The sequence below is a fragment of the Burkholderia oklahomensis C6786 genome (assembly GCF_000959365.1).
In the GTDB taxonomy this organism is placed as follows: domain Bacteria; phylum Pseudomonadota; class Gammaproteobacteria; order Burkholderiales; family Burkholderiaceae; genus Burkholderia; species Burkholderia oklahomensis.
The window spans coordinates 2,747,644-2,771,741 of sequence record NZ_CP009555.1 but is presented as its reverse complement, the minus strand read 5'-3'; the positions used below and the strand labels follow the sequence as shown (position 1 = coordinate 2,771,741).

The window sequence follows — 24,098 nt, the reverse complement described above, 5'->3', positions numbered from 1 at the left end:
GCCGGGCGCTTTCCCCGCCCCCTCCATCTCCGCGGCCGCGCCGCGTCTTCTTCGTCCATGGGCACCGATCTTCCGATCGCCCCCTTGCTCGAAAGACCTTCGCACGCGATCGCGCATTCACGCGCAAGACGCGACGCGCCGCCGCGCAAGCCGTCGGCAAGCCGAAGCGATTCCGGCGTGCCGACGACATCGCTTTCCGCACGCCGATCGTCAGTTATCCCGACGTTGCAGCCACGTATCGAGCACACCCGGCGCGAGCAGCCCGCTCTTCGCGCGCCGTGCGCCGTCCGCACCGATCCACACCGTGCGCGGCAACTCGCCGCGCCAGCCCGGATCGAGCGCCGCGCGCAGCCGCTCCGGCATCGGTTCGTCGTTCGCGTATTGCGCGACGCTCCCGGGCAGCTTCATCTGCGCGAGCGCGTCGGCGAGCTGCCGCGCATGCTCGTCGAGCGAATCGAGCGCGACGAGCGCGACCCGCACCTGCGGATGTCGCCGCTGCCATTCGACGAGATGCGCGGCGTTCTCGCGGCAATAGCCGCAGTCGAGCGACCAGATTTCGACGACGAGCGGCGCGCCGCGCCCGCTCGCATAGAGCGACGCGACATCCGCCGCGCGCAGCGGCTGCAGCTCGGCCGCGGCGCTCGACGCCGCGACGACGAGCGCCGCGAACGTGAAGACGATGCGCTTCATCGCGTTTCCTCCACGTCGATCAGACGATAACCGTCGTTGCGCGTGCGCCATGACAGATAGACGCGTCCGCGGTCGAGCAGCAATTGCGGGTTGTCGCTCGCGCCCGACGTTTCCGCGAGCGTGCGCGGCGCGCTCCAGTGCGCGCCGCCGTCGTCGGAACGCCGCAGCCTGATGCGCATCGCGTCGCCGTCGAACGCCTTCCACGCGAGCCACAGCGTGTCGCGCTGCGCGACGAGCGCCGCGTGCGACGCCTGCTCGTTCGGCGCCGCCGGATCGGCGCCGAACGCGAACGGCTTGCCGCGCGGCGCGCCGCTCGCATCGAGCCGCGAATAGAACACGTCGGCCTTGCCGTCGACCACGCCGAACCACGCGAGATGACGCACGCCGTCCGTCGTGATCGCGAGCGCGGGCCCGTGATCGGGACACGCCTCGACGTGCCAGTTCGAGAACGTCGCGCGCGCGGGCTCGATCGCGCGATCCGCCGATGCAGGCAGCACCGCGAGCGCGTGGTCGCGGATCTGCCCCGGAAACACGTTGCGCCACGCGGCCTGCACGCGGCCGTCGGGATCGATCGCCATCGCGATCCGGCAGCATTCGCACGTGTGATCCGTCACCTTGCGCTCCGGCTCGAACGTCGCGCCGCCGTCGGTCGACACCGCGTAGTAGATCGCCGCGCCGTCGTACGAGCGCCCTGCCCGCTGCGCGGCGACGAGATCGCGCTTGTCGATCCACGCGACGAAGATTCGGCCTTGCGGATCGACCGTCAGCATGTCGAAACGATGCGTGATCGCCTGCCGGTCATGATGCACGGTGATCGGCACCGACCACGTCGCGCCGCCGTCGAGCGAGCGCGAGAAGCGCACCATTCCGGTATACGGCGCGTCGAGCGGCATCGACCACGTGACGTAGATCGCGCGTCCGTCCGGGCTAGCGGCGAGCTTCGGCCGATTCTCGGCGCTCGTGTAGACCGGTTCGGGCAGCGCGTTGACCGTCGCGGGCGCGGACAGCGTGCGCCCGGCGTCGTCCGAATGCACGACGACGACGTGCTGCCCTTCGACCCATGCGACCCACAGCCGATGACGCGCGTCGAACGCGGCCCCCGTCGCGAGCGGCGCCTTCTGCGTCGAACCCGCCGTCATGGAGTCCATCGCCATGTGCGCCGCATGCGGCGCCGACGCGCCCGCCGCCGCCGGCGCATCTTGCGCGAGCGCGCCGCATGCGAACGCGAGCAGCGCGCCGCCCGAGAGAAAGCACTTCACAGCGACCATTTCAACTCTCCATAGAACGTCCGGCCCGGATACGGATGGAACACGTAGTAGCGGCGGTCGGTGACGTTGTCGATGCCGAACGACGCGAGCCAGTGGCGATCGAACCGGTAGCGCGCCTTCAGATCGACGACCGTAAACGAGCTGGTGCCGCCGTACACGTTCGGGTTCACATCGCCGTTGTCGAGCGTGTTGTACTGGCGCCCTGAATAGCGAACGCCGACGCTCGTCATCCAGTGCTCGTCGAAGCGGTACGACGCGAGCAGGTTCGCTCGCATTCGGGGGATCCGCGGCCAGCGCGCGCCGACATAGTTCGGATTCGCCGTGTCGGCAAGCGTCTGCGCATTCGTCGCGGACACGTTCGCGTCGACGTCGAGCCCCTTGATCCCGACGTCCTGCCCCGAAAACGCGAGCTCGACGCCCCGCACGCGCACGCGGTCGACGTTCGAGATGTTCGTATACGTCGAAGCGCCGGCGACCGTCGTCTGGCTGTAGATCGAGTTGCGCAGATCACTCTGGAACACGCTCGCGCGCACGACGCCGAAGCCGACGTCGCGCTCGGCGGTGAAGTCCCAGTCGATCGCCTTTTCCGGCTGCAGGTTCGGGTTGTTGTTGACGATCGCGTTGTTCGAGATCGTTCCCTGGAACAGCTCGGCGACGGTCGGAAAGCGCGTGCCCGTCGCGAACGACAACCGGAAGCGCCATGCGTCCGCGGGCTGCCATTCGAGCGCGAGCTTCGGCGACAGCGCAGTCGCGCCGCGATCCGCGTAGCCAAGCGTCGCGTTCGCGTTGCCGAGCTCGCCGCCGTATGCGTCCCACCGCTCGTAGCGCAGGCCGAGCGTCGCGAGCCAGCCGGGCGCGAAGCGCCACGCGTCCTGCGCGTACAGCGCCTGCGTGCGCGTGTTGCCGCGGTAGCCGTTCGCGAGCGTCGTCGGCACCGCGTTCAACCAGTTCGAGGTGTTGTAGGTCGCGTTGCGCAGGAAATAAGTGTCGAAGTGATAGCCGAACGAGAAGCGGTGTCCGCGCACGTCGGGCGATTCCGCGCGCAGATCGAAGGTACGCCAGCCGGTGCCGTCGCCGCGGAATACCGTGCCCGCGCCGCCGTCCCACGCGGCGGGCGGCGCGCTCGACGCCATCCGCAACACGTCACGCGACACGTCATACGCGGACGCGGTCGCCGACAGCTTCCAGCCGGACGCAAGCCGCGCGTCGAGCCCGAGCCCGTACAGCCAGTTCTCCTGATCGCCGCTCTGCGGCGCGAACGCGGCCGGCGACACCGTGTAGCTGCGCCCGCCGAACGACACGTTTCCGCCGTACACCGGGTTGCCGGCCGCGTCGCGCAGGAACGTGTCGCCATGCTGACGGTAGTGATTCTCCCAATGTCCCAGCGTGACCGTCGCGTCGATATGATCGGTGAACGCATAGCCGAAGCGCAGCGTCTCGTTGAGCTGCTCGGTGCGCTCGATCGTCTGCGCGCCGACGATCGTCCGCGGCCGGCCGTTCGGGCCGACGTCGGAGACCGCGCCCGTCACCGGCACCGGTACCGGCGCGCCGAGCCTCGGGTCGTACGCGCCGTTCGGGCTCGCGTACTGCATCGGCTGGCCGTCGTTTTCGAGCCGGTCGAGCGACAGCGCGTACCAGAAGCGCCCGATCCGGTCGGCGATCCGCGCGGTTTGATGGTTGCCGCCGAAGCTGTCGGCGAAACCGTAGCCGTCGCGGTAGCGCTGCGTGAAGAACTGCGTCGACACCGACGCGTCGAGCCGCTCCGGCTTGCGCGTCGTGATCTGCACGGTCGAGCCGATCGCGTTGCCCGGATAGAGCGCGGAGAACGGGCCGTACAGCACGTCGACGCGCGCGATGTCGTCGGGCTGGATCAGCGACCAGCGCGGCGGATACGAATAGCTCGAGCCGAGCAGATTGGACAGCAGGAGGCCGTCCGCGTAGACGAGCCCGCGCGCGCTCTGCAGTTCGTTGAAGTCGCGGCCGGCGAACACGGAATTGCGGTCGCCGATGTAGCGCCGGCGCACCATCAGGTTCGGTGCGTACTTGAGCGCGTCTTCGGTCGTCACGTTGACGTGCGAGTCGATCTGGTCGCGGGTGAGCGCCTCGACGACGCCCGGCGTTTCGGGCGCGAATGCGGGGCGCTGCGCGGTGACGGTGACGACATCCAAGGTTTTCCCGGATGCGGTCGTCGCGGCGGCGGCGGCGGCGGCGGACGTTGAATCGGTAGGCGCGGCGGCCGTCGACGCCGCATGGGCGACGGGCCAGGCGAATGACGCGAGGCAGGCGGCCGCGAGCCGCCTGCGCGCGACGCGCGCGGCAAGAGCATTGGACATGGAGAAGCAAATCCTGAAAACGTGGTCGGCGAATCGCCGCGCACGCGAATGCGCACCATGCCGGTCTTCGCTGAAGAGCGGGCATGGCGCCGGGCGTCGCGCGTGCGACGGCGCTCACGCGTGGCGACGCGCGAGCGAACTGCTGGGATCAGACCGGTACGGTTTCAGGCGGGGCGCGCGGCTGCGCGATGCGCACGCCGCGGCGGAAGAAGACGGCGGGCCGCTCGACGCGGCTCGCATGGACGAATGCGCGGACGAAGCCGGGCAACGCGGGCGCGCTCGAGCCGAGCGCGACGTTGGCGGCGAAGCCGGGACAGTAGACGCAATGCGCGACGTGCGCGAGCGAGCCGCCATCCTGGCGTGTCCCGCCATCGACAACGATGCGCCTCGCGCCCGCTGCGCTGCACAATTCGAGCGCGAACGGCGCGTCGGACGCGTTCGCGGCCGCGCGCGCGTAGCCGATGACGGGCGACAGTACGTTGAGTACCAGCGCCAGCCAGACGAGGCTCATCCATCGCGTCGAACGTTTCATCGCAGCTCGATAAAAAGAGGCGCGCAGTATAACAAGGCCGTTTGCGATTGCGCTGCGTAGGATGCGCATCCGTACGGGATCGCGCATTGCTGCAAATCAACGCAAACGCATGTGCCGTTTAAGCAACATAGACAAAATCTAACGATTGAACGCTGGCACAAAGCAAAGCTTGCGATCGATAATCACTTGACCAAGGAGAGAGATCATGGACGAAAGGCCAACCCGCATCCCGCCGCCCGAGAAAGTGATGAGCCCGGACCCCGAGCCCGTGGCCGTCGAGTTTCTCGCCGAGCTGCCCGAGCATGTGCGCGCGTTCCTCGACGAGCAGCACAAGCTGTGCACGCCGAAGTGACCGTGCATTCGCTGACGGCGCGTTCGGGCCGGTGAACCGTCGCGTGTTCGCGAACGTTTCCGTGCGCTCCATCGCTTCCTCTTCTCGGCAAGCCGCGCTGAACCCGGGCCGCATCGGCCAGCCGGGTCGGAGTTGCTGCATCCGCTGATCTCCCGCTTGCGCCGCGTCGCCGCGCAACGTCTTCGCTTATTCTTCTGTTTTTCCCGTCGTCCGGCTCCCACAGGCCGGCATTGTCATTTTTCGCCATGAAACTGTCGCTTCGCGCAAGCCTGGCCGCCGCCGCGCTCGGCCTCGCCGTGCTGACCGCCCCTCGCATCGCCGCCGCCGACGGCGACGACACCGCGCTCACGAACCTCGTCGCACTCGCGTCGCAGCGCCTCTCGCTCGCCGAGCCCGTCGCCCACTGGAAGTGGATCAACAAGAAGCCGATCTCGGATCCGCCGCGCGAGGCGGCGCTCCTTGCCGACGTCGAGCGGCGCGCGACGGCGAACGGCGTGGATCCCGCCTACGCTCGTGCCTTTTTCGACGACCAAATCACGGCGAGCAAGCAGGTGCAGAACGCGCTTTTTGCGACGTGGCGCGCGACGCACGGTCCCGAAGGCCCCGCGCCCGATCTCGCGACGAGCACGCGGCCGCAGCTCGATCGGCTGACCCAGTCGCTGATCGCCGCGCTCGCTCGCGTCGCGCCGCTGCGCGACGCGCCGGATTGTCCGTCGCGTCTCGCACGCAGCGTCGCGAATTGGAAAACGCTGACGCGCTACGATTCCGGCCAGAAAGACGCACTCGGCACCGCGCTGTCGCACGTCTGCACGGCGGGCGGCCCAAGCGCCGTCGGCTGAGCGTCGGCGCGCGCCGCGCCCGCAAGCGGAATCAGCTGCAGCCCGCGCGCAAGATGCGTTTGCAGAATGCGGCGCACCACCGGCGCGGCGTCCGCCCCGCGTTCGCTCGCCTCGCTCGCTTCGGCCGCAAGCGCCGCGGCCTGCTCGATCGATGATGCGGCGCCGACGTAGCGCCATCGGTCGACCACGTGGAAGACGCTCGAAGCGCCGCGCTCCTCGAACGCAACCGGCCCGTCGAACGGCCAGTTCGCATCGCCGGCCGGGCGCGCCGCGCTGCGGTCGGGCCGCCGGTTGAATGACGGCGCGAGCGAAGCAATCCAGTCCGCCTCGGCCAGCAGCGCGCCGAGCTCGCCGCCTGTCTCGCGCCACTCGACGCGCCGAACCAGTTGCGCCAGCCGCATTTCCTTCGACGAGCGCCGCTCGCCCGTCAGCAGCGCGCGCAGCCGCTGCCTGACCCGGACGCTGCGGCCCACGTAGAGCGGCACATCGTTGTCGCCGAACAGCGCATAGACGCCGCAACCGGCTGGCGCGCGCTCCAGGTGCTCTTCCGTCAACTCGCCCGCGAGCCGGAAACGGCGCGTCGTGCGCTCGATCTGCTCACGCAGGTGCTCGCCCGGTATCGCGTCGTGCAATTTCTGCCAGAACTGCCAGATGAGATCCGCATCGGCGAGCGCCCGGTGGCGCGCCGACGGCGTGAGCGCGTGGCGCGCGATCAGCGCGTCGAGCCCGTGACGCGACTCGCGCGGAAAGAGCACGCGCGACAGCCGCACCGTGCAGAGCACGTCCGGATTGAACGCAAAACCCGCCCGCTCGAATTCCGCGCGCAGAAAACCGCGGTCGAAGCTCGCGTTGTGCGCCACGAAGAGCTTGCCGTCGAGTCGCTCGAACAATGCGGACGCGACGTCGGCGAACGTCGGCGCGCCGCGCACCATGTCGTCCGTGATGCCTGTCAGTTGCTGGATGAAGGGCGGGATTGCCTGCCGCGGATTGACGAGCGTCGTCCAGGTCGACACGTGATCCGCGCTCACGACGACGACGCCGATTTCGGTGATGCGATGCTCGACGGCCGAGCCGCCGGTGGTTTCGAGATCGACGAACGCGAGCGGCGCGTCGATCGCAGGGTGGAGCAGCGGCGAGGCGGACATGGATGGCGGGCAGACGGTGCTTCGTGTTTTGTCGGATGGGCGCGGGGGGACAGCCCGCGGCGCTGGCGGTTCCTATTCTACCCGCCCGAAAAACCAAAACCCCCGCCTAGGCGGGGGTTTGCACGGCCCTCGGTGCGTTTCAGGCGTTCAAAGCGCCTGAATATTCGCGGCTTGCTTGCCTTTCGGACCGGTTTTCACTTCGAACGACACACGCTGATTCTCTTTAAGGGTCTTGAAGCCGTCCATCTTGATTTCGGAGAAATGGGCAAACAAATCCTCGCCGCCATTGTCCGACGTAATAAAGCCGAAGCCCTTAGCATCGTTAAACCATTTCACGATACCGGTATCCATATTCCTAGTTCCCCACTAAATAAAAATAAACACGGGCTACGCCCTTATACCGTCACACAAAGCCTCGGCACTTCCTCAACCCCCTCATTCGACGTACAGGAAGCACTGCAAGCTTGGTGGTGCTTTTATAAATGGGAGAATCCAATTCAGTCAAGAAAATTTTTGATGACCTGTTATGCGATTTGATACGAATACAACTGGAATCGGTACACTCGAAGCGAGAAATTTATTAACCGCAACAACACCTGTCATTATTACCGGGGTAGTTCGACATTTAATTCCGCAAAAGAAAAATCTACCGCGATCAAGCGAATCGGCCGCGGCTCGGTATTTGTCCGGGTTGCGGCGCGCAGGAACATTTGCAATGCTGATCGCCACCTCTAAGGGCGCGGGAGACTGTCATGCTGAACGCCATCAAGCGCTTCGCACACCGGCTCGGCATTGCGCGCCGCAGCAATTCGGCGGGCCGCGCAGCGGCGGCGTCCGCGACGTTCGCCAGCGAATTCGACTCGACTTGGCACGGCGATCACTGGCAAAACCTGCTCGCGTCGCCGCTCGATGCGCGTCACTATGTGATGGAAGACTGGGCACAACCCGCCATGCCGGCGCGAGAAGAACAAGCGGACACGCAGCCGCCCAAGCGCCGCAGGCGCTGGTACGAACAATAGGCAGGCAAAAAAAAGCGCGACCGGAAAGTCGCGCCGACAAAGGTTTGGAGATCTTTTCCGTCAACGAAAAAGTCTGCTTTGGTAAGCAGAAGCTGCAGTATAACGAGTTGACTCCCTTTCATTAGTCATACTCCCCACAAACCTCTATTGCCGAAGCGTCAATAATCACATTCTTACGCGACGCACATCCGGCCGCCTCCTCACACATTGTCGCTGTTGCGCAACGCTGCCGAAGGTTCGGGGGCGGAAAAATATTCCCCCGATGAGGCCCGAAGCCTTGTCCCACAAGGGTTTCCGCCGCCATCCCAATTATTGCCGAAACGCAAATACATTATTTCTTAAACTGGATTCCTCGACTTACGGCAACGCTCTTTTACACTGCGGATAGCTTGATGGCGGGCGTCGGTACACGCCCGGACATGCCCCGGCTCCGTTTCTCGCAGCAGCGGCCGGGAACATCGAAGAACAGGTCAGATATCGTCATCCACCCTGTTTCGGACGGAGATAAACCCAATGAAAAAGACCCTCATCGTTGCCGCTCTCTCTGGCGTCTTCGCGACGGCCGCCCACGCGCAAAGCAGCGTGACGCTGTACGGCCTGATCGACGCCGGCATCACCTACACGAACAACCAAGGCGGCCACAGCGCGTGGTCGCAATCCACCGGCTCGGTCAACGGCAGCCGCTGGGGCCTGCGCGGCGCCGAGGATCTCGGTGGCGGCCTGAAGGCGATCTTCGTCTTGGAAAACGGCTTCGGCATCAATAACGGCACGCTGAAGCAGAATGGCCGCGAGTTCGGCCGCCAGGCGTTCGTCGGCCTGTCGCACGAGCAATACGGCGCGCTGACGCTCGGCCGCCAATACGACAGCGTCGTCGACTACATCGGGCCGCTGTCGCTGACGGGCACGCAATTCGGCGGTACGCAGTTCGCCCACCCGTTCGACAACGACAACCTGAACAATTCGTTCCGGATCAACAACGCGGTCAAGTACACGAGCGTGAACTGGGCCGGCCTGAAGTTCGGCGCGTTGTACGGTTTCTCGAACAACAACCAGTTCGCGAACAACCGTGCGTATAGCGCGGGCGTGTCGTACAGCTACGCCGGCTTCAATATCGGCGCCGGCTACCTGCAGCTGAACAACAACTTCGGTCCGGCGGTCTCCAACGCATCGGGCGCCGTCGCACTCGACAACACGTTCGTCGGCAAGCGCCAGCGCGTGTTCGGCGGCGGCCTGAACTACACGTACGGCCCGGCGACGGCCGGCTTCGTGTTCACGCAATCGCGCGTCAACCGCGCGACGGCGATCGGCGCGGGCGCATCGGGCGTCGCGAACGGCATCGCGCTCGACGGCACGTTCCTGCGCTTCAACAACTACGAAGTGAACGGACGCTACGCGATTACGCCGGCCTGGACGGTCTCGGGCTCGTACACGTACACCGCGGGCTTCATCGAAAACCATCACCCGGGTTGGAACCAATTCAACCTGCAAACGGCTTACGCGCTGTCGAAGCGTACCGACGTGTACCTGCAGGGTGTGTATCAGAAGGTCAACCGGGACGGCACGGACATCGGCGCGTACATCAACGGTGTAGGCGGTGCGTCGTCGAGCGAAAAGCAAGTCGCCGTCACGGCTGGCCTGCGTCACCGCTTCTAATCGGACAGCGCGGTTCAGCGCCAATCAAAAGCGCCCCGTAAGGGGCGCTTTTTTATGCTTTGTCGCGTAGAGCAGACGCGCTACGCAGCCGCGGTCACGCCGTCGGCACAACCCGCCATCCCCCGCTTGCGCACTGCGCAACGGCCAATCCCTATTCGCCGCAGACGCACGAGAAACGAAGCGCCCTCCCACGACTGCAACCTATGCCGCGCCCGGCGCCGGATAGCGGACGTCGAGCACGTCGATCGGCTCCGGACCGACCGGCGTCAGCAGCGTGACCGTGTCGCCGACGCGCGCCTTCAGCAGCGCGCGCGCGACGGGCGAGATCCAGCTCACGTGCCCGCGATCCAGATCGACCTCGTCGACGCCGACGATCGTCACCGTATGCTCGGTGCCATCCTGCGTCGCGTAATCGACGGTCGCGCCGAAGAACACCTGGTCCGCGTTCTCCTGGCGGCTCGCATCGACGACTTCGGCAAGATCGAGCCGCTTCGTCAGAAAGCGGATGCGGCGGTCGATTTCGCGCAGGCGCCGCTTGCCGTAGATGTAATCGCCATTCTCCGAGCGGTCGCCGTTCGACGCCGCCCACGACACGAGCTTCACCACTTCCGGGCGCGCTTCGTCGATCAGGTGCAGCAGTTCGTCGCGCAGGCGCTTGTGGCCCGCCGGCGTGATGTAGTTCTTCGCGCCAGGCGGGATGGCTGCCTGCGCGTGTTCGAGGTCGTCGTCGTCTCCGTCCGACTCCTTCACAAATGCTTTGTTCATGATGCAATTTCAACGGCTATCGGATGCTGTAAGGTTACACGAACAGCCTCACCCGATAAATCGCCGCGAGAGGCTTCCCTTTTTAAATTTGTTTGCTATAATCTCACTTCTGCGTGCGGCTGTAGCTCAGTTGGATAGAGTACTTGGCTACGAACCAAGGGGTCGTGGGTTCGAATCCTGCCAGCCGCGCCATTTTTTCGAGGGCCTTCTCCCGAGAGGGCCCTTTCAGTTCAAAGTTGTACTGCTTTGCGTGCGGCTGTAGCTCAGTTGGATAGAGTACTTGGCTACGAACCAAGGGGTCGTGGGTTCGAATCCTGCCAGCCGCGCCATTTATGAAGGGCCTTCCTCCTGGAAGGCCCTTTGTTTTTTGTACCCGCGCGGATGCGCAGTCGTGCCGCTCGCCCGCTCAGGGGTCGGCACATAGTGCCCGCTCGTCTCCTGCCCGCACCTCGCGCTCGAAATGAAAACGGCGGCCCAAAGACCGCCGTCGACGACGCGCTGCACCGCGCCATCCGCCCCTCTGGCACCGTCCGCGCTAGTAATCCTGCCGCTCGCGATCGATCCGCATCCCGCCGTCGTGCCGTGCATGCACGACGTCGTCGTTCGAACGCTCGCGCATGATCCGCATCACGTCCGGATTCGTGCGCACGCGGCGCATCACGTTCGCGAGGTGCACGCGGTCGCTCACCTGAATCACGAAGCGCAGCACCGTCGATTCGTGCGTCAGATCCTCGTCCATCGCGATGTGGACGATGTTCGCGTCGGCCGACGTGATGTCGGCCGCGACGCGCGCGAAGATCCCCTTCGTGTTCTTCACGAGCGCCTTCACCGCGACGTCGAACAGACGTCCCGGCTGAGGCGCCCACGCGACGTCGATCCAGCGGCCCGGATCGCGCCGGTGGATCCGCTGCGCGACGCGGCAGGCGGTCGTATGGATCGCCATCCCGAGCCCGATGCCGATGTAGCCCATGATGTCGTCGCCCGGAATCGGCCGGCAGCACGCGGACAGTTGCACCGACATTCCTTCCGTGCCGGTGATGACGACGGGCGGCGCATGGTTCGCGTGACGCTCGGCGCGCGGCAGATCGTCGTCGGCGTCGCGCCCGCTCATCAGCACTTCGATGCGCTTCGCCATCACGGCGGCCACGCGGCGGCCGAGGCCGATGTCCGCGAAGATTTCCTGACGGCTCTTGTTGCCCGTCCACTGGACGAGCTTTTCCCACACCTCGGGCGTGACGTCGGCAAGCGCGAGCCCGTAGCCCTTCAGGCTCTGGTCGACGAGCCGCTCGCCCAGCTGCACCGATTCGTTCAGGCGCATCGTCTTCAGGTAATGCCGGATCGCCGAGCGCGCCTTGCCGGTGCGCACGAAGCCGAGCCACGCGGGATTCGGCTTCGAGTACGGCGCGGTGATCACCTCGACGATGTCGCCGCTCTTCAGCTCGGTGCGCAGCGGCAGCAGCTCGTTGTTGATCTTCACGGCGACGCACTGGTTGCCGAGATCGCTGTGGATCGAATATGCGAAGTCGAGCGCGGTGGCACCGCGCGGCAGCGCCATGATCTTCGACTTCGGCGTAAACACGTAGACCGCATCCGGGAACAGATCGATCTTCACGTGCTCGAGGAATTCGCTCGAATCGCCCGCCTCGCTCTGGATGTCGAGCAGCGACTTCAGCCACTGGTGCGCGCGCTTCTGCACGTCGTTCAGATCCGCGCCGCCGTTCTTGTAGAGCCAGTGCGCGGCGACGCCGGCTTCCGCGATCTCATGCATCTTGCGCGTGCGCACCTGGAACTCGATCGGCGCGCCGAACGGGCCGACGAGCGTCGTGTGCAGCGACTGATAGCCGTTGACCTTCGGGATCGCGATGTAATCCTTGAACTTGCCCGGCACGGGTTTATAGAGCGCGTGCAGCACGCCGATGCACGTGTAGCAGTCGAGCGGATGCTCGACGACGATCCGGAAACCGTATACGTCGAGCACCTGCGAGAACGACAGCTGCTTGTCGCGCATCTTCTTGTAGATGCTGTAGATCGTCTTCTCGCGGCCGGTGATCTCGGCGCCGATCTTCGCGTCCGCCATCGCGCGCTGCACCGACTCGAGGATCTTGCCGATCACTTCGCGGCGGTTGCCGCGCGCGGCCTTCACCGCCTTCTCGAGCGTCGCGTAGCGATTCGGATTGAAGTTCGCGAAGCTCATGTCCTGCAGTTCGCGATACGTGTTGTTCAGGCCGAGGCGGTGCGCGATCGGCGCATAGATGTCGAGCGTCTCGCGCGCGACGCGGCGGCGCTTTTCCATCGGCACCGCGCCCAGCGTGCGCATGTTGTGCAGGCGGTCGGCGAGCTTCACGAGGATCACGCGCACGTCGCGCGCCATCGCGAGCAGCATCTTGCGGAAGTTCTCCGCTTGCGCTTCCTCGCGACTCCTGAATTCCATCTTGTCGAGCTTCGACAGACCGTCGACGAGCTCGGCGACCTTCGGGCCGAAGCGCTCGGCGAGCTCGCTCTTCGTCACGCCCTGGTCTTCCATCACGTCGTGCAAAAGCGCCGCCATGATCGCCTGGGCGTCGAGCTTCCAGCCGGCGCAGATTTCCGCGACGGCGACGGGATGGGTGATGTAGGGTTCGCCGCTCTGGCGATATTGACCGAGGTGGGCTTCGTCGCCGAAGTGGAACGCCGCCTTGACCTCTTTGATTTCCTCGGGACTGAGGTAGTCGGCAAGCGCGGCGGTCAGTTTCGCGATGGAGACGACGCCGTGCTTGCGCGGCTGTTCCGGCGTCGCGGTCGGCCCGAACAGATGGCGAAACGACTGTTCGAGGACCGCGTCGATGTATTGACGCGCGGGCGACGGTGCGGTGGCCTCGGCGTGGCCGGCCTCCGAGGAGGCGGACGATGGTGTGGTGCTCATTTTCGCCTCCTTGGTTCGCACGTCGGTTGCGCGGGGACTACATGGCTGAAGAAATCCGAGTGTGCCTTAAACAGGCACTTTCTTCAGCATTTCGACACCGACCTGGCCGGCCGCGATCTCGCGCAGCGCGACGACCGTCGGCTTGTCGCGGCTTTCGATCTTCGGCGTATGGCCTTGCGCGAGCTGCCGCGCGCGATAAGTGGCGGCGAGCGCCAGTTCGAAGCGGTTCGGAATCTGCTTCAGGCAGTCTTCAACGGTAATGCGAGCCATGTTGGGTCGTTCCTTCTGAATATGTTGCTTATTCTACCTTATGTGCTTCGTTCGCCGCCGTCACTCGGCATGCGGCAAATGAATGCCGAGCTCGACGAAAAGTTCGGCATGCCGCGCATATTGCGACGTGAAGCGCAGGCGCGTCGCGGCGACGATGCATTCGAGCTCGGCGAGCGCATGCTCGAAGGTCTCGTTGATGACGACGTACTCCGCTTCCGCCGCATGCGCGATCTCGCCGCCCGCGGCGAGCAGGCGCCGCGTGATCACGTTCGGCTCGTCCTTCCCGCGCTTCTTCAGGCGCTCCTCGAGCGCGACGAGCGACGGCGGCAGGATGAAGATGCCGACCGCGTTGCGGAACTGCTTCTTCACCTGCTGCGCGCCCTGCCAGTCGATTTCGAGCAGCACGTCGTGGCCGTTCTTCATCTGCTCTTCGATCCAGACGCGCGACGTGCCGTAGTAGTTGCCGTGCACTTCGGCGCTCTCGAGAAACTCGTGGCGCGCGTGACGCTCGCGGAAATCCTCGACCGTCGTGAAGTGATAATGCTCGCCGTCCTGCTCGCCCGGACGCGGCTTGCGCGTCGTGTACGAAATGGATAGGCAGATCTCCGAATCTTTCGACAAGAGCGCGTTGACGAGCGTCGACTTGCCCGCGCCCGACGGCGCGACGACCATGAAGAGATTGCCCGGATAGACGCCGGCGTGCAGCGTGTGCGCCGCCGCGCCGTCGCGGTTCGAATCGGTCATGTTGCGTTACTCCAGGTTTTGCACTTGCTCGCGCATCTGCTCGATCAGCAGCTTGAGCGCCATCGACGCGTCGGCGAGCTCCTTCGCCGCCGCCTTCGAGCCGAGCGTGTTCGCCTCGCGGTTCAGCTCCTGCATCATGAAGTCGAGACGCTTGCCGACGCGGCCGCCCTTCTCGATCACGTGGCGCGTCTCGTTCAGATGCGCGGTGAGGCGCGACAGCTCCTCGGCGATGTCGATGCGGATGCCGTACATCGTCACTTCCTGACGGATGCGCTCGGCCGCCTCCTCGCGCGAGGCGATGGGCGCGCTGCCTTCCGGCGCCGCGATGCCGAGCGCTTCCTGCAGCCTCTCGACGATCTTCTGCTGATGCTTCGCGATCAGCTCCGGCACGAGCGGCACGATGCGCGCGACGATCGCTTCCATCTCGGCGACGTTCGCGAGCAGCATCGTCGCGAGCTGCGCGCCCTCGCGCGAGCGCACGACGACGAGATCGCCGATCGCTTCCTTGCCGCACGCGAGCACCGCGTCGCGCAGCGCGTCGGCCGACACGCCGCTCTCGGCGAGCACGCCCGGCCAGCGCAGGATCTCGCCCGCCCGCATGCGGCCGACGCCCGGAAACGCGTCGAGCACCGCGCGCTCGAGCTCGGCGAGCTGGTTGAGCGCCGCGTGGTTCAGCGCGCCCGCGTTCACGTTCTGGTCGCCGCGCTGCAGGTTGATGCGCACGTCGACCTTGCCGCGCGACAGCTTGTTCATCAGCATCTCGCGCAGCGCCGGCTCGCACGCGCGCACGTCGTCCGGCATCCGGAAATTCAGGTCCAGGAACCGCGAATTCACGGTCCGCAATTCGACCGATACGCTCGTGCCGCCGTTGCCGGAAGCCGTCGCGAGATCGCGCGTCGCGCTCGCATAGCCCGTCATGCTGTAGATCATCGTTCGTCCCGTCGTTTGATGGCCCACCGGGCCAGGAGGATTCGAGACGCCCGGCGCTTACGAGGCGCGGGGCGCGAAACATGCATTATCCCATTTTTGCGGGCCGGACCCGCCGGGCCGACGCGCCGTGCGCGCGGTAAAATCCAGGTTTCCCCTCCAGCATATTGCTCCCGATGACGAATTCCTCCCCACGCCCGAGCGGTCGCCGCGCCAACCAACTGCGCGACGTGCGTATCACGCGCCGCTACACGAAGCACGCCGAAGGCTCGGTGCTCGTCGAGTTCGGCGACACGAAGGTGATCTGCACGGCGAGCGTCGCCGAGCGCGTGCCCGAGTTCCTGCGCGACCGCGGCCAGGGCTGGCTCACCGCCGAATACGGGATGCTGCCGCGCGCGACGCACACGCGCAGCGACCGCGAGGCGGCGCGCGGCAAGCAGACGGGCCGCACGCAGGAAATTCAGCGACTGATCGGCCGCGCGCTGCGCGCGGTATTCGATCTCGACGCGCTCGGCCCGCGCACGCTGCACCTCGACTGCGACGTGATCCAGGCCGACGGCGGCACGCGCACGGCGAGCATCACGGGCGCGTTCGTCGCCGCGCACGACGCGGTGACGAAGCTCGTCTCGACAGGCAAGATCCCGCGCTCGCCGATCACCGACTACGTCGCCGCGATCTCGGTCGGCGTGTTCGGCGGTGCGCCGGTGCTCGATCTCGACTACGACGAAGACTCCGCTTGCGACACCGACATGAACGTCGTGATGACGGGCTCGGGCGGGTTCGTCGAGGTACAGGGCACCGCGGAAGGCGTGCCGTTCTCGCGCGCCGAGATGAACGCGCTCCTCGACCTCGCGCAAGCCGGCATCGGCGAGCTCGTGCGTGTGCAGCGCGCGGCGCTGGAGGCCTGAGATGCCGCACGCATCGACCGACGCCGCGCGCTCGCGCATCGTCCTCGCCTCGAACAATCCGGGCAAGCTGCGCGAGTTCGCCGCCCTCTTCTCGACGGCCGGCATCGACGTCGTGCCGCAGGGCGAACTCGGCGTGTCCGAAGCCGATGAGCCGCACGTGACGTTCGTCGAGAACGCGCTCGCGAAGGCGCGCCATGCGTCGCGCGCGACGGGCCTGCCCGCCGTCGCCGACGATTCGGGCCTGTGCGTGCCCGCGCTGCGCGGCGCGCCGGGCGTCTATTCGGCGCGCTACGCGCAGCGCGCCGGCCGCGAGAAGAGCGACGCGGCGAACAATGCGTATCTCGTCGAGCAATTGCGCGACGTCGCCGACCGGCGCGCGTACTACTGCTGCGTGCTCGCGCTCGTGCGCCATGCGGACGACCCGGAGCCGATCATCGCCGAAGGCCGCTGGTCGGGCGAGATCGTCGACGCGCCGCGCGGCGCGCACGGCTTCGGCTACGATCCGCACTTCCTCGTGCCGGCGCTCGGCGCGACGGCGGCCGAGCTCGATCCGGCCGCGAAGAACGCGGTGAGCCATCGCGCGCTCGCGCTGAAGTCGCTCGTCGCGCGGCTCGGAGAGATTCGATGAGCGACGCCGCCGCCAACGGCGCGCGCGTCGTCGCGACGTTCGCCGCGCCCGGGAAGATCCGGCTCGCGTCGCTGCCGCCGCTCGCGCTGTACGTGCACTTCCCGTGGTGCGTGCGCAAATGCCCGTATTGCGACTTCAACTCGCACGAATGGAAAGACGGCGGCGCGCTGCCCGAGCACGACTATCTCGACGCGCTGCGCGCCGACCTCGAGCAGGCGCTGCCGCTCGTCTGGGGGCGCCAGGTGCATACGGTGTTCATCGGCGGCGGTACGCCGAGCCTGCTGTCGGCGGCGGGCCTCGACCGGCTGCTGTCCGACGTGCGCGCGCTCCTGCCGCTCGATGCGGACGCCGAGATCACGCTCGAAGCGAATCCCGGCACGTTCGAGGCGGCGAAGTTCGCGCAATTCCGCGCGAGCGGCGTGAACCGTCTGTCGATCGGCATCCAGAGCTTCGACGAATCGCATCTGAAGGCGCTCGGCCGGATCCACGACGCCGCGCAGGCGCGCGCCGCGGTCGAGATCGCCGCACGCACGTTCGACAATTTCAATCTCGACCTGATGTTCGCGCTGCCGAACCAGACGCTCGACGAATGCCGCACGGATCTCGAGACCGCACTGTCGTTCGCGCCGCCGCATCTGTCGCTCTATCACCTGACGCTCGAGCCGAACACGTACTTCGCGAAATTCCCGCCCGCCGTGCCGGACGACGATGCGTCGGCCGACATGCAGGACTGGCTGCACGAGCGCACCGCGCAGGCGGGCTACGAGCGCTACGAGGTGTCCGCTTACGCGAAGCCGCATCGGCAATGCAAGCACAACCTGAACTACTGGCGCTTCGGCGACTATCTCGGGATCGGCGCGGGCGCGCACACGAAGCTGTCGTTTCCGAACCGGATCCTGCGCCAGGCGCGCTACAAGCATCCTGCGACGTTCATCGAGCAGGCAAAAGCGGGCGCGGCCGTGCAGGAGGAGCGCGAGGTCGGGCCGCGCGATCTGCCGTTCGAGTTCATGCTGAACGCGCTGCGGCTCGTCGAAGGCGTGCCCACGCACAGCTTCGCGGAGCGCACCGGCATGTCGCTCGCCGCGATCGGGCCCGCGCTCGCGGAAGCCGAGCGGCGCGGCCTCATCGTGCACGATCACACGCGCATCGCGCCGACGCCGCTCGGCCAGCGCTTCCTCAACGATCTGCAGGCGCTTTTCCTGCGCGACGAATGATCGACGGATAACCGACGAGCGAGCGGCCGCGCGGAGGCGCGAATCGAACGCGGCAATGCGATCGATTCGCGCGTCATTTCGGTTACAATGCACGGCCTTGGAAGCGTGGCCGAGCGGTTTAAGGCACTGGTCTTGAAAACCAGCGACGGGCAACCGTCCGTGAGTTCGAATCTCACCGCTTCCGCCAGAACAGACGTCCCGCTCGCGCCGAATACGGCCTGGCGGGATTTTTTGTTTGAGGCGAGCGCGCGCGGGCAAGAAGTCGCCCGAGCGGCAACGACGCGCGCCTCATCGCCGTCTCCGTGACGTCGCCGAAACGATCGCCGTCGCCACACCGCTCATCGTCGCGCATCTCGAACGGATACAGAACGGCCGCCTCGGGCGGCGAACCGGTTCTTCCGATCATGGCGATCGTTTGTCCCAATGCACGTCGGCCCGAGCGCACCTATCATGAAATCGGCACTTCTTCGTTCCTCCGGGAGGCGATCATGGCGACGACGCACTCCGACTTCATCCGAACCCGAGCCGCATTGCGCGGCGCCGTCATGTCCGCGTGCGTGGCCGCGCTCGCCGCATGCACGATCACGCTGCCGCCGCCGCACGGCGCGATCGTCGTGCCGAGCGTGCCCTCGATGAGCGCGACCGAATATCGCGCGGCCGTCGCGCAATGCATCGCCGATCGCAATTCGGACCGCATCCTGCACGGCACGCCGCAAGCGATGCTGCGCTCGCTCGTCGTCGTCGCATTCACCGTCGATCGCAACGGGCAGCTCGTGAAATCGGCCGTCTATCGCAGCAACGGCGACGACGAAGCGGAAGGGATCGCGCTCGCGTCGCTGCGCCGTGCCGCGCCGTTGCCGTCGCCCCCCACGAAAATGCTCGACGGGCGCGGCCAAGTCGAACTGATGGAAAGCTGGCTCTTCAACGACAACGGCCAGTTCCAACTGCGCACGAAAGCGGCGCCGCAGGCGCAGACGCTCAACTGAACGCGTACGCGAACCGCCACGCCGCCGCACGCGGCGGGCGACGGCTCGCGGCAGCGCCGCTATAATTTCCCGCATCCGCATTCGGCCGCAAGGCCAGCTTGCGCGGCGCGCCTATCCGGTCAGCCGCGCAACGCATCGACGACACGCGGCCGCGTCATGCGCGGCCGGCTCGCGTGGGCATGGCGTGCGCGCTCGCACGGCCGCGCGCGAACCGCCGGCATGCGTCGCCCGCCGCACGTCGCGCCCACTCTCGATTCGAACAAAGGTGCAATAGCCGCCGATCGCGCGCGATACGCGCTCGGCCGAACGTTGCGCCGCCACAACCGGAGACCCGCATGTCGGATACCCGTCTTTCCGCTTCCGCCGCCGCGCCGCGCGCTGCCGACACGACGAGCCATCGGCGCATCGTGTTCGCGAGCTTCATCGGCACGGCGATCGAGTTCTACGACTTCTACGTGTACGCGACGGCCGCCGCGCTCGTGATCGGCCCCGTGTTCTTCCCGCACGGCTCGGCGACCGCGCAGGCGCTGTCCGCATTCGTCACGTTCGGCATCGCGTTCATCGCACGGCCGATCGGCTCGTTCCTGTTCGGCCACTTCGGCGACCGGATCGGCCGCAAATCGACGCTCGTCGCTTCGCTGCTCGTGATGGGCGTCTCGACGACGGCGATCGGCCTCGTGCCCGGCTGCGACGCGATCGGCGCGCTCGCGCCGGTGCTGCTCTGCGTATTGCGTTTCGGCCAGGGCATCGGCCTCGGCGGCGAATGGGGCGGCGCCGCGCTCCTCGCGACCGAGCACGCGCCCGCCGGCAAGCGCGGCTGGTTCGGGATGTTCCCGCAGCTCGGCCCGTCGATCGGCTTTCTCGCGTCGAACGGCCTCTTCTTCGCGCTCGCGCTCACGCTGTCCGACGAGCAGTTCCGCGCGTGGGGCTGGCGCATTCCGTTTCTCGTCAGCGCGGTGCTCGTCGCGGTCGGCCTGTACGTGCGCCTGAAGATCGCCGAGACGCCCGCGTTCCAGGCCACGCTCGACCGGCACGAGCGCGTATGCGTGCCGATCGCGACGCTCGTCTCGCACCATTGGCGGCCGACGCTGCTCGGCGCGCTCGCGATGGTCGTCTGCTACACGCTCTTCTACATCTCGACGGTGTTCTCGCTGTCGTACGGCGTGTCGACACTGCATTTCTCGCGCCAGAGCTTCCTCGGCCTGCTGTGCTTCGCCGTGCTGTTCATGGCGCTCGCGACGCCGCTGTCGGCCGCGGCCGCCGACCGTTTCGGCCGCAAGCCGGTGCTGATCGCGGGCTCGGTCGCCGCGCTGCTGTCAGGCTTCACGATGGCGCCCCTCCTCGGCAGCGGCTCGACGCTGCTCGTCGCGCTGTTCCTGACGATCGAGCTGTTCCTGATGGGCGTGACGTTCGCACCGATGGGCGCGCTGCTGCCCGAGCTGTTCCCGACCAACGTGCGCTACACGGGCGCGGGCGTCGCGTACAACCTGGGGGGCATTCTCGGTGCGTCGATCGCGCCGTACATCGCGCAGTTGCTCGCGGCGCGCGGCGGGCTCGCGTGGGTCGGCGGATACGTGTCGGTCGCGGCGGCGATCAGTCTCGTCGGCGTGCTGTCGATGCGCGAAACGCGCGACGCGAAGCTGGCCTGAACGGGAAAGCGGCTGACGGGCATTGCGCTCCGGCTCGAGCCCCCAAGTCGCCCCGGATAGCGGCCGCCGCGCGCGTTTTCGTGGCGACTTGTCCTGTCTATACTCGGTAAACGGGCGCCTGCCGCGCGGCGGCGAGCGCGCCGCTTCCCGCATCAACCGACAGGAGCCGTCGCGATGAACCTCATCCGCCTGCAGAACGCCGACCTCGTGTCGATCGTCGCGCTGTCGCTCGGCGGCGCGCTGCTGCTCGCCGCGCGCTTCAGGCCGAAGAGCTGGCTCGGCATCGCGCTCGAAGCGCTTGCCGCGAACCTCGCGGCCATTGCGGCCGTGATCGCATTCGAATTACTGCTGTCTTGAGCGAGCCGGCGCGGCAGACAACCGCCGCACGCCGCGCACGTCTACATCGCGGCGACGCGCCGCGGCTCCTCTACCGGGCATTGCGGGTAGACGTGCCCGATCGCGCCTAGCACGTCGTCGATGCTCGGCGTCGAGCCGTCGTCGCCGATCGACACCGACTGCGGCGCGCCGCTCACGCCGAGATGCTGGCGCGACGTCGCGCGAAAGATCATCACGGTCGGCTTCTCGAGCGCATGCGACATGTGGACAAAGCCGGTATCGACGCCGACCACGAGCGTCGCGCGATCGATCTTGCGCGCGAGATCCGTGAGCGTCAGCTTGGGCAGCACGACGGCGCCCGGCGCGCGCGCCGCGATCCGCTGCGCCTCTTCGCGCTCATGCTCGCCGCCCCACGGCAGCAGCACGTGCAATCCACGGGCGAGCATCTCGCGGGCGAGCGCGCCCCAATGATCGGTCGGCCAGCGCTTGTCGTCGTTCGACGTCGCGTGAAAGAACAACGCATACGGCCCGTCCGGTTCCGCGTGCGCCGCGAGCGGCGCCGCATGCGGCTCCCGCGGCTCCGGCGGCACCTTCAGCAGGTAGTCGGCGCGGCCCTGCGGCACGTAGCCGAGCGCCTCGCCGGCGCTCACGCGCATGCCGTGCCATGCGTCGCAAGAGGGGCGCGGACCGAAGCGGCCGTTGTACGCGAACATCGCGCCGAGCTCGCCGAGATCCTGGTTCCGATAGCCGTAGCGCCGCCGCGCCCGCGCGAGAAACGAAATGATTGCGCTTTTGTAGACTCCGTGAAGATCGATCACCGCATCGTAGCGGTGCGCGCGCAACTCGCCGATCGACATCGCTATCGCCTTCAGATCGTCCCAGTTGCGCGCCTTCTTGAAGCGGCGCAGCGGCGCGCACAACACGCGGCTCACGCCGGTGCTCCAGCGCACGATGTCCGCGCATGACTCGTCGACGGCCCAATCCACCTGCACGCCCGGGAATGCGCAATGGATGTCCGCCACGACGGGCAGTGTCTGGACGACGTCGCCGAGCGATGTCACCTTCACAATGAGAATACGTTTCATTTGTATGTGGATGTCTCCAGCTTGTTAGTTTGGCATTCTAATTACATAAAAACGCGGAAGACAAAAATTACAACCAAATTACAAACAGCTCGACAGCGCCACAACCGACCTCATAGCTACTTATAATCGCCGCTTTACCTGCGTCACATCCCATGCAACGCCCTCGCCTGTTTCCGTCTCTCACGCGCCGCACCCAGCGGATCTGGCGCCAATACGGCGTGTTCTGGCTCGGTGCGATCGCGGTGGGCCTGATGGCGGTCGTGTACGCGCGGCTCATCGACTGGGGTTACGACGTGTTCCGGACGCTTCAGCACGGCCGCCCATGGCTGCCGTTCCTGTTGACGCCCGCGGTCGCCGCGCTGTCTGTCTGGCTCACGCGCCGCTTCTTCCGCGGCGCGGAAGGCAGCGGGATTCCGCAGGTGATCGCGACGCTGCACGCGCAGCCGAGCGCATTCGGCTCGCGGCTGCTGACGCTGCGCATCCTGTTCGGCAAGATCCTGATTTCGTTGTTCGGCATCGTCGGCGGCTTCACGATCGGCCGCGAAGGGCCGACCGTGCAGATCGGCGCATCGCTGATGTTCAACCTGCGCCGCTTCTATCCGCGCTCGAACGCGCTGATCGAGCGGCAGCTCGTGCTCGCGGGCGCGGCGGCGGGCCTGTCCGCGGCGTTCAACACGCCGCTCGCGGGCGTCGTGTTCGCGATCGAGGAATTGAGTCGCAGCTTCTCGGCGCGCGCGAGCGGCGTGCTCATCACCGCGATCATCATCGCCGGCGTGATCGCGCTCGGCATGAACGGCAACTACACGTACTTCGGCACGATTGAGATCGGCCAGCATTTTCCGAAGATGCTCGCCGCCGCCGTGCTGTTGACGGCGCTCGTCACGGGCGTCGCGGGCGGCCTGTTCGGCTGGCTGCTGCTGAATACCGGCCGCTGGCTGCCGGCGCGGCTGCTGGCGCTCTATCGCGAGCGGCCGATCGCGTTCGCGGCGGCATGCGGTTTCGCGATCGCCGCCGTCGGCGTCGTGTCGGGCGGCACGACGTTCGGCAGCGGCTACGCGGAGGCGCGTGGGCTTCTCGACGGCCGCGAACAGTTGTCGGTCCTGTATCCGTTCCTGAAGATGATTTCGATGGTCGCGTCGTATCTGCCGGGGATTCCGGGCGGGATCTTCGCGCCGTCGCTGTCGATCGGCGCGGGCTTCGGCAATCTGCTGCACTTCGTGTTCAGCGGCATGCATCTGCCGATGCTGATCGCGCTCGCGATGGTCGGCTACCTCGCTGCCGTCACGCAGTCGCCGATCACGTCGTTCGTGATCGTGATGGAGATGATCAACGGCCACGCGCTCGTGATCTCGCTGATGGCGACCGCGCTGATCGCGAGCCGCGTGTCGCGCTTCTTCGTGCCGCCGCTGTACGAGACGCTCGCCGAGCGCTATCTGAAGCCGCCGCAGCCGAAGCATGCGGCGGCGGCGGCTCCTGCCCCCGCTCCCGCGCATGCCGGCATCACGGCGGTCAGGATGCCCGAAGACGCCGAATCGGCGCCCGCCGATCCGCTCGACACGCTGCGCGACGACGCGAATGCCGCAGAGGCGAACGCGGACGATGCGGCGGACGATGCGGGCCGCGCCGGCGCACACGAAGTGGCTCACGCTGCCGGCACGGCGAGCGCGGCCGACGCCGGACGCACGGCCGCGCAACCGCAGGCGCACGCGGGCACCGCATCGACGCGCGACGCCGACGGCACTGCGCCGCAGTCGAACGACACGCCGCCTCACGAGCCGCCGCACCGTCCGGCTCAGTAGATCACGACAGGAGCCGGCCGGTAATACACCGGCCGCGCCGGCACGACGATGCAG

General features: G+C 66.8%; 23 protein-coding genes and 3 tRNA genes. 14 read left to right on the top strand and 12 right to left on the bottom strand.

What is annotated here, in order from left to right; translation table 11 throughout:
* Positions 1-210: 210 nt before the first annotated feature.
* From BG90_RS12515 to BG90_RS12500, 4 genes are all read right to left on the bottom strand, one after another.
* Positions 211-690: a TlpA disulfide reductase family protein gene (locus tag BG90_RS12515; protein ID WP_010121565.1), complete on the bottom strand. Its 480-nt coding sequence runs from the start codon at positions 688-690 to the stop codon at positions 211-213.
* Positions 687-1,958, bottom strand: a complete 1,272-nt coding sequence (locus tag BG90_RS12510; protein ID WP_045568152.1) for a sialidase family protein — start codon at positions 1,956-1,958, stop codon at positions 687-689. Before BG90_RS12510 ends, BG90_RS12515 begins: the two co-directional genes overlap by 4 nt.
* Complete coding sequence (locus tag BG90_RS12505) at positions 1,946-4,291, bottom strand: TonB-dependent receptor (protein WP_045568151.1); 2,346 nt, start codon at positions 4,289-4,291, stop codon at positions 1,946-1,948. Before BG90_RS12505 ends, BG90_RS12510 begins: the two co-directional genes overlap by 13 nt.
* A gap of 148 nt (positions 4,292-4,439) precedes the next feature.
* Positions 4,440-4,823: a DUF2946 domain-containing protein gene (locus BG90_RS12500; RefSeq protein WP_010116548.1), complete on the bottom strand. Its 384-nt coding sequence runs from the start codon at positions 4,821-4,823 to the stop codon at positions 4,440-4,442.
* A gap of 205 nt (positions 4,824-5,028) precedes the next feature.
* Here BG90_RS12500 and BG90_RS36740 point away from each other — a divergent pair, with 205 nt between their 5' ends.
* Together BG90_RS36740 and BG90_RS12490 are read left to right on the top strand one after the other, a co-directional pair.
* Positions 5,029-5,175 (top strand): hypothetical protein, encoded by a 147-nt coding sequence (locus tag BG90_RS36740; RefSeq protein ID WP_010105617.1) that lies wholly within the window; start codon positions 5,029-5,031, stop codon positions 5,173-5,175.
* A gap of 245 nt (positions 5,176-5,420) precedes the next feature.
* Positions 5,421-6,014: a chorismate mutase gene (locus BG90_RS12490; RefSeq protein ID WP_010116552.1), complete on the top strand. Its 594-nt coding sequence runs from the start codon at positions 5,421-5,423 to the stop codon at positions 6,012-6,014.
* Here the strand turns inward: BG90_RS12490 and BG90_RS12485 are convergent.
* Together BG90_RS12485 and BG90_RS12480 are read right to left on the bottom strand one after the other, a co-directional pair.
* Positions 5,933-7,159, bottom strand: a complete 1,227-nt coding sequence (locus tag BG90_RS12485) for an exonuclease domain-containing protein (RefSeq protein WP_010116554.1) — start codon at positions 7,157-7,159, stop codon at positions 5,933-5,935. The two genes, BG90_RS12490 and BG90_RS12485, sit on opposite strands and share 82 nt — an antisense overlap.
* Before the next feature lie 147 nt (positions 7,160-7,306).
* On the bottom strand, positions 7,307-7,510 hold the full coding sequence (locus tag BG90_RS12480; RefSeq protein WP_010105623.1) for a cold-shock protein: 204 nt from the start codon (positions 7,508-7,510) through the stop codon (positions 7,307-7,309).
* A gap of 401 nt (positions 7,511-7,911) precedes the next feature.
* On the opposite strand from BG90_RS12480, the gene BG90_RS12475 reads away from it, so the two are divergent.
* Both BG90_RS12475 and BG90_RS12470 read left to right on the top strand, forming a co-directional pair.
* Positions 7,912-8,178 (top strand): hypothetical protein, encoded by a 267-nt coding sequence (locus BG90_RS12475; protein ID WP_010116555.1) that lies wholly within the window; start codon positions 7,912-7,914, stop codon positions 8,176-8,178.
* A 513-nt stretch (positions 8,179-8,691) separates the two neighbouring features.
* Positions 8,692-9,831, top strand: coding sequence for a porin (locus BG90_RS12470; protein WP_010105625.1), 1,140 nt, complete (start codon positions 8,692-8,694; stop codon positions 9,829-9,831).
* Positions 9,832-10,032: 201 nt separating this feature from the next.
* On the opposite strand, the gene greB is transcribed toward BG90_RS12470, so the two are convergent.
* Positions 10,033-10,596: a transcription elongation factor GreB gene (gene greB, locus BG90_RS12465; RefSeq protein ID WP_010105627.1), complete on the bottom strand. Its 564-nt coding sequence runs from the start codon at positions 10,594-10,596 to the stop codon at positions 10,033-10,035.
* Between the two features lie 115 nt (positions 10,597-10,711).
* On the opposite strand from greB, the gene BG90_RS12460 reads away from it, so the two are divergent.
* Positions 10,712-10,788, top strand: a tRNA-Arg gene (locus BG90_RS12460).
* A gap of 60 nt (positions 10,789-10,848) precedes the next feature.
* Positions 10,849-10,925, top strand: a tRNA-Arg gene (locus tag BG90_RS12455).
* Positions 10,926-11,131: 206 nt separating this feature from the next.
* Here the strand turns inward: BG90_RS12455 and BG90_RS12450 are convergent.
* The 4 genes from BG90_RS12450 to BG90_RS12435 all read right to left on the bottom strand — a co-directional run bounded on the left by BG90_RS12450 (position 11,132) and on the right by BG90_RS12435 (position 15,442).
* A complete protein-coding gene (locus BG90_RS12450) occupies positions 11,132-13,498 on the bottom strand; it encodes a RelA/SpoT family protein (protein ID WP_010116556.1) in 2,367 nt (788 codons plus the stop codon).
* Positions 13,499-13,564: 66 nt separating this feature from the next.
* Positions 13,565-13,768 (bottom strand): DNA-directed RNA polymerase subunit omega, encoded by a 204-nt coding sequence (gene rpoZ / locus BG90_RS12445; RefSeq protein WP_006025620.1) that lies wholly within the window; start codon positions 13,766-13,768, stop codon positions 13,565-13,567.
* 60 nt (positions 13,769-13,828) lie between these two features.
* The gene (gene gmk, locus BG90_RS12440; RefSeq protein WP_010116557.1) at positions 13,829-14,512 is read right to left on the bottom strand and encodes a guanylate kinase; all 684 of its coding nucleotides are present in this window, start codon (positions 14,510-14,512) and stop codon (positions 13,829-13,831) included.
* A gap of 6 nt (positions 14,513-14,518) precedes the next feature.
* On the bottom strand, positions 14,519-15,442 hold the full coding sequence (locus BG90_RS12435; RefSeq protein WP_010105644.1) for a YicC/YloC family endoribonuclease: 924 nt from the start codon (positions 15,440-15,442) through the stop codon (positions 14,519-14,521).
* Between the two features lie 173 nt (positions 15,443-15,615).
* Between BG90_RS12435 and rph the strand changes: the two genes are divergently transcribed.
* The 7 genes from rph (at position 15,616) to BG90_RS12400 (ending at position 21,181) form a co-directional block, all read left to right on the top strand.
* Positions 15,616-16,347 carry a ribonuclease PH gene (gene rph / locus BG90_RS12430; protein ID WP_010116558.1) on the top strand — a complete coding sequence of 244 codons (732 nt, stop codon included), beginning with the start codon at positions 15,616-15,618 and terminating at the stop codon, positions 16,345-16,347.
* A gap of 1 nt (position 16,348) precedes the next feature.
* Positions 16,349-16,975 (top strand): RdgB/HAM1 family non-canonical purine NTP pyrophosphatase, encoded by a 627-nt coding sequence (gene rdgB, locus BG90_RS12425; RefSeq protein ID WP_010116559.1) that lies wholly within the window; start codon positions 16,349-16,351, stop codon positions 16,973-16,975.
* Positions 16,972-18,189, top strand: coding sequence for a radical SAM family heme chaperone HemW (gene hemW, locus BG90_RS12420; protein ID WP_010105648.1), 1,218 nt, complete (start codon positions 16,972-16,974; stop codon positions 18,187-18,189). Before rdgB ends, hemW begins: the two co-directional genes overlap by 4 nt.
* Before the next feature lie 99 nt (positions 18,190-18,288).
* Positions 18,289-18,376 (top strand) — tRNA-Ser (locus BG90_RS12415).
* Between the two features lie 301 nt (positions 18,377-18,677).
* Entirely contained in the window at positions 18,678-19,175 is a 498-nt protein-coding gene (locus tag BG90_RS12410; protein ID WP_038800981.1) for an energy transducer TonB family protein, read from the top strand.
* A 335-nt stretch (positions 19,176-19,510) separates the two neighbouring features.
* Positions 19,511-20,824, top strand: coding sequence for an MFS transporter (locus BG90_RS12405; protein ID WP_010116566.1), 1,314 nt, complete (start codon positions 19,511-19,513; stop codon positions 20,822-20,824).
* Positions 20,825-20,998: 174 nt separating this feature from the next.
* Entirely contained in the window at positions 20,999-21,181 is a 183-nt protein-coding gene (locus BG90_RS12400; RefSeq protein WP_010105657.1) for a hypothetical protein, read from the top strand.
* Positions 21,182-21,222: 41 nt separating this feature from the next.
* Here the strand turns inward: BG90_RS12400 and waaC are convergent, their stop codons facing one another.
* Positions 21,223-22,245 (bottom strand): lipopolysaccharide heptosyltransferase I, encoded by a 1,023-nt coding sequence (gene waaC, locus BG90_RS12395; protein ID WP_010105658.1) that lies wholly within the window; start codon positions 22,243-22,245, stop codon positions 21,223-21,225.
* A gap of 152 nt (positions 22,246-22,397) precedes the next feature.
* Here waaC and BG90_RS12390 point away from each other — a divergent pair, with 152 nt between their 5' ends.
* Entirely contained in the window at positions 22,398-24,044 is a 1,647-nt protein-coding gene (locus tag BG90_RS12390; RefSeq protein WP_010116568.1) for a chloride channel protein, read from the top strand.
* Positions 24,045-24,098: the final 54 nt, after the last annotated feature.

What these genes read in the sequence shown, in the direction of transcription:
- BG90_RS12390 (WP_010116568.1), top strand. Translation starts at nt 22,398, where the DNA reads ATGCAACGCCCTCGCCTGTTTCCGTCTCTCACGCGCCGCACCCAGCGG.
- BG90_RS12480 (WP_010105623.1), bottom strand. Translation starts at nt 7,510, where the DNA reads ATGGATACCGGTATCGTGAAATGGTTTAACGATGCTAAGGGCTTCGGC.
- BG90_RS36740 (WP_010105617.1), top strand. Translation starts at nt 5,029, where the DNA reads ATGGACGAAAGGCCAACCCGCATCCCGCCGCCCGAGAAAGTGATGAGC.
- BG90_RS12400 (WP_010105657.1), top strand. Translation starts at nt 20,999, where the DNA reads ATGAACCTCATCCGCCTGCAGAACGCCGACCTCGTGTCGATCGTCGCG.
- rpoZ (WP_006025620.1), bottom strand. Translation starts at nt 13,768, where the DNA reads ATGGCTCGCATTACCGTTGAAGACTGCCTGAAGCAGATTCCGAACCGC.
- rdgB (WP_010116559.1), top strand. Translation starts at nt 16,349, where the DNA reads ATGCCGCACGCATCGACCGACGCCGCGCGCTCGCGCATCGTCCTCGCC.
- BG90_RS12510 (WP_045568152.1), bottom strand. Translation starts at nt 1,958, where the DNA reads ATGGTCGCTGTGAAGTGCTTTCTCTCGGGCGGCGCGCTGCTCGCGTTC.
- BG90_RS12405 (WP_010116566.1), top strand. Translation starts at nt 19,511, where the DNA reads ATGTCGGATACCCGTCTTTCCGCTTCCGCCGCCGCGCCGCGCGCTGCC.
- BG90_RS12470 (WP_010105625.1), top strand. Translation starts at nt 8,692, where the DNA reads ATGAAAAAGACCCTCATCGTTGCCGCTCTCTCTGGCGTCTTCGCGACG.
- BG90_RS12450 (WP_010116556.1), bottom strand. Translation starts at nt 13,498, where the DNA reads ATGAGCACCACACCATCGTCCGCCTCCTCGGAGGCCGGCCACGCCGAG.
- greB (WP_010105627.1), bottom strand. Translation starts at nt 10,596, where the DNA reads ATGAACAAAGCATTTGTGAAGGAGTCGGACGGAGACGACGACGACCTC.
- BG90_RS12485 (WP_010116554.1), bottom strand. Translation starts at nt 7,159, where the DNA reads ATGTCCGCCTCGCCGCTGCTCCACCCTGCGATCGACGCGCCGCTCGCG.
- gmk (WP_010116557.1), bottom strand. Translation starts at nt 14,512, where the DNA reads ATGACCGATTCGAACCGCGACGGCGCGGCGGCGCACACGCTGCACGCC.
- BG90_RS12410 (WP_038800981.1), top strand. Translation starts at nt 18,678, where the DNA reads ATGGCGACGACGCACTCCGACTTCATCCGAACCCGAGCCGCATTGCGC.
- BG90_RS12500 (WP_010116548.1), bottom strand. Translation starts at nt 4,823, where the DNA reads ATGAAACGTTCGACGCGATGGATGAGCCTCGTCTGGCTGGCGCTGGTA.
- BG90_RS12490 (WP_010116552.1), top strand. Translation starts at nt 5,421, where the DNA reads ATGAAACTGTCGCTTCGCGCAAGCCTGGCCGCCGCCGCGCTCGGCCTC.
- BG90_RS12505 (WP_045568151.1), bottom strand. Translation starts at nt 4,291, where the DNA reads ATGTCCAATGCTCTTGCCGCGCGCGTCGCGCGCAGGCGGCTCGCGGCC.
- BG90_RS12515 (WP_010121565.1), bottom strand. Translation starts at nt 690, where the DNA reads ATGAAGCGCATCGTCTTCACGTTCGCGGCGCTCGTCGTCGCGGCGTCG.
- BG90_RS12435 (WP_010105644.1), bottom strand. Translation starts at nt 15,442, where the DNA reads ATGATCTACAGCATGACGGGCTATGCGAGCGCGACGCGCGATCTCGCG.
- rph (WP_010116558.1), top strand. Translation starts at nt 15,616, where the DNA reads ATGACGAATTCCTCCCCACGCCCGAGCGGTCGCCGCGCCAACCAACTG.
- waaC (WP_010105658.1), bottom strand. Translation starts at nt 22,245, where the DNA reads ATGAAACGTATTCTCATTGTGAAGGTGACATCGCTCGGCGACGTCGTC.
- BG90_RS12475 (WP_010116555.1), top strand. Translation starts at nt 7,912, where the DNA reads ATGCTGAACGCCATCAAGCGCTTCGCACACCGGCTCGGCATTGCGCGC.
- hemW (WP_010105648.1), top strand. Translation starts at nt 16,972, where the DNA reads ATGAGCGACGCCGCCGCCAACGGCGCGCGCGTCGTCGCGACGTTCGCC.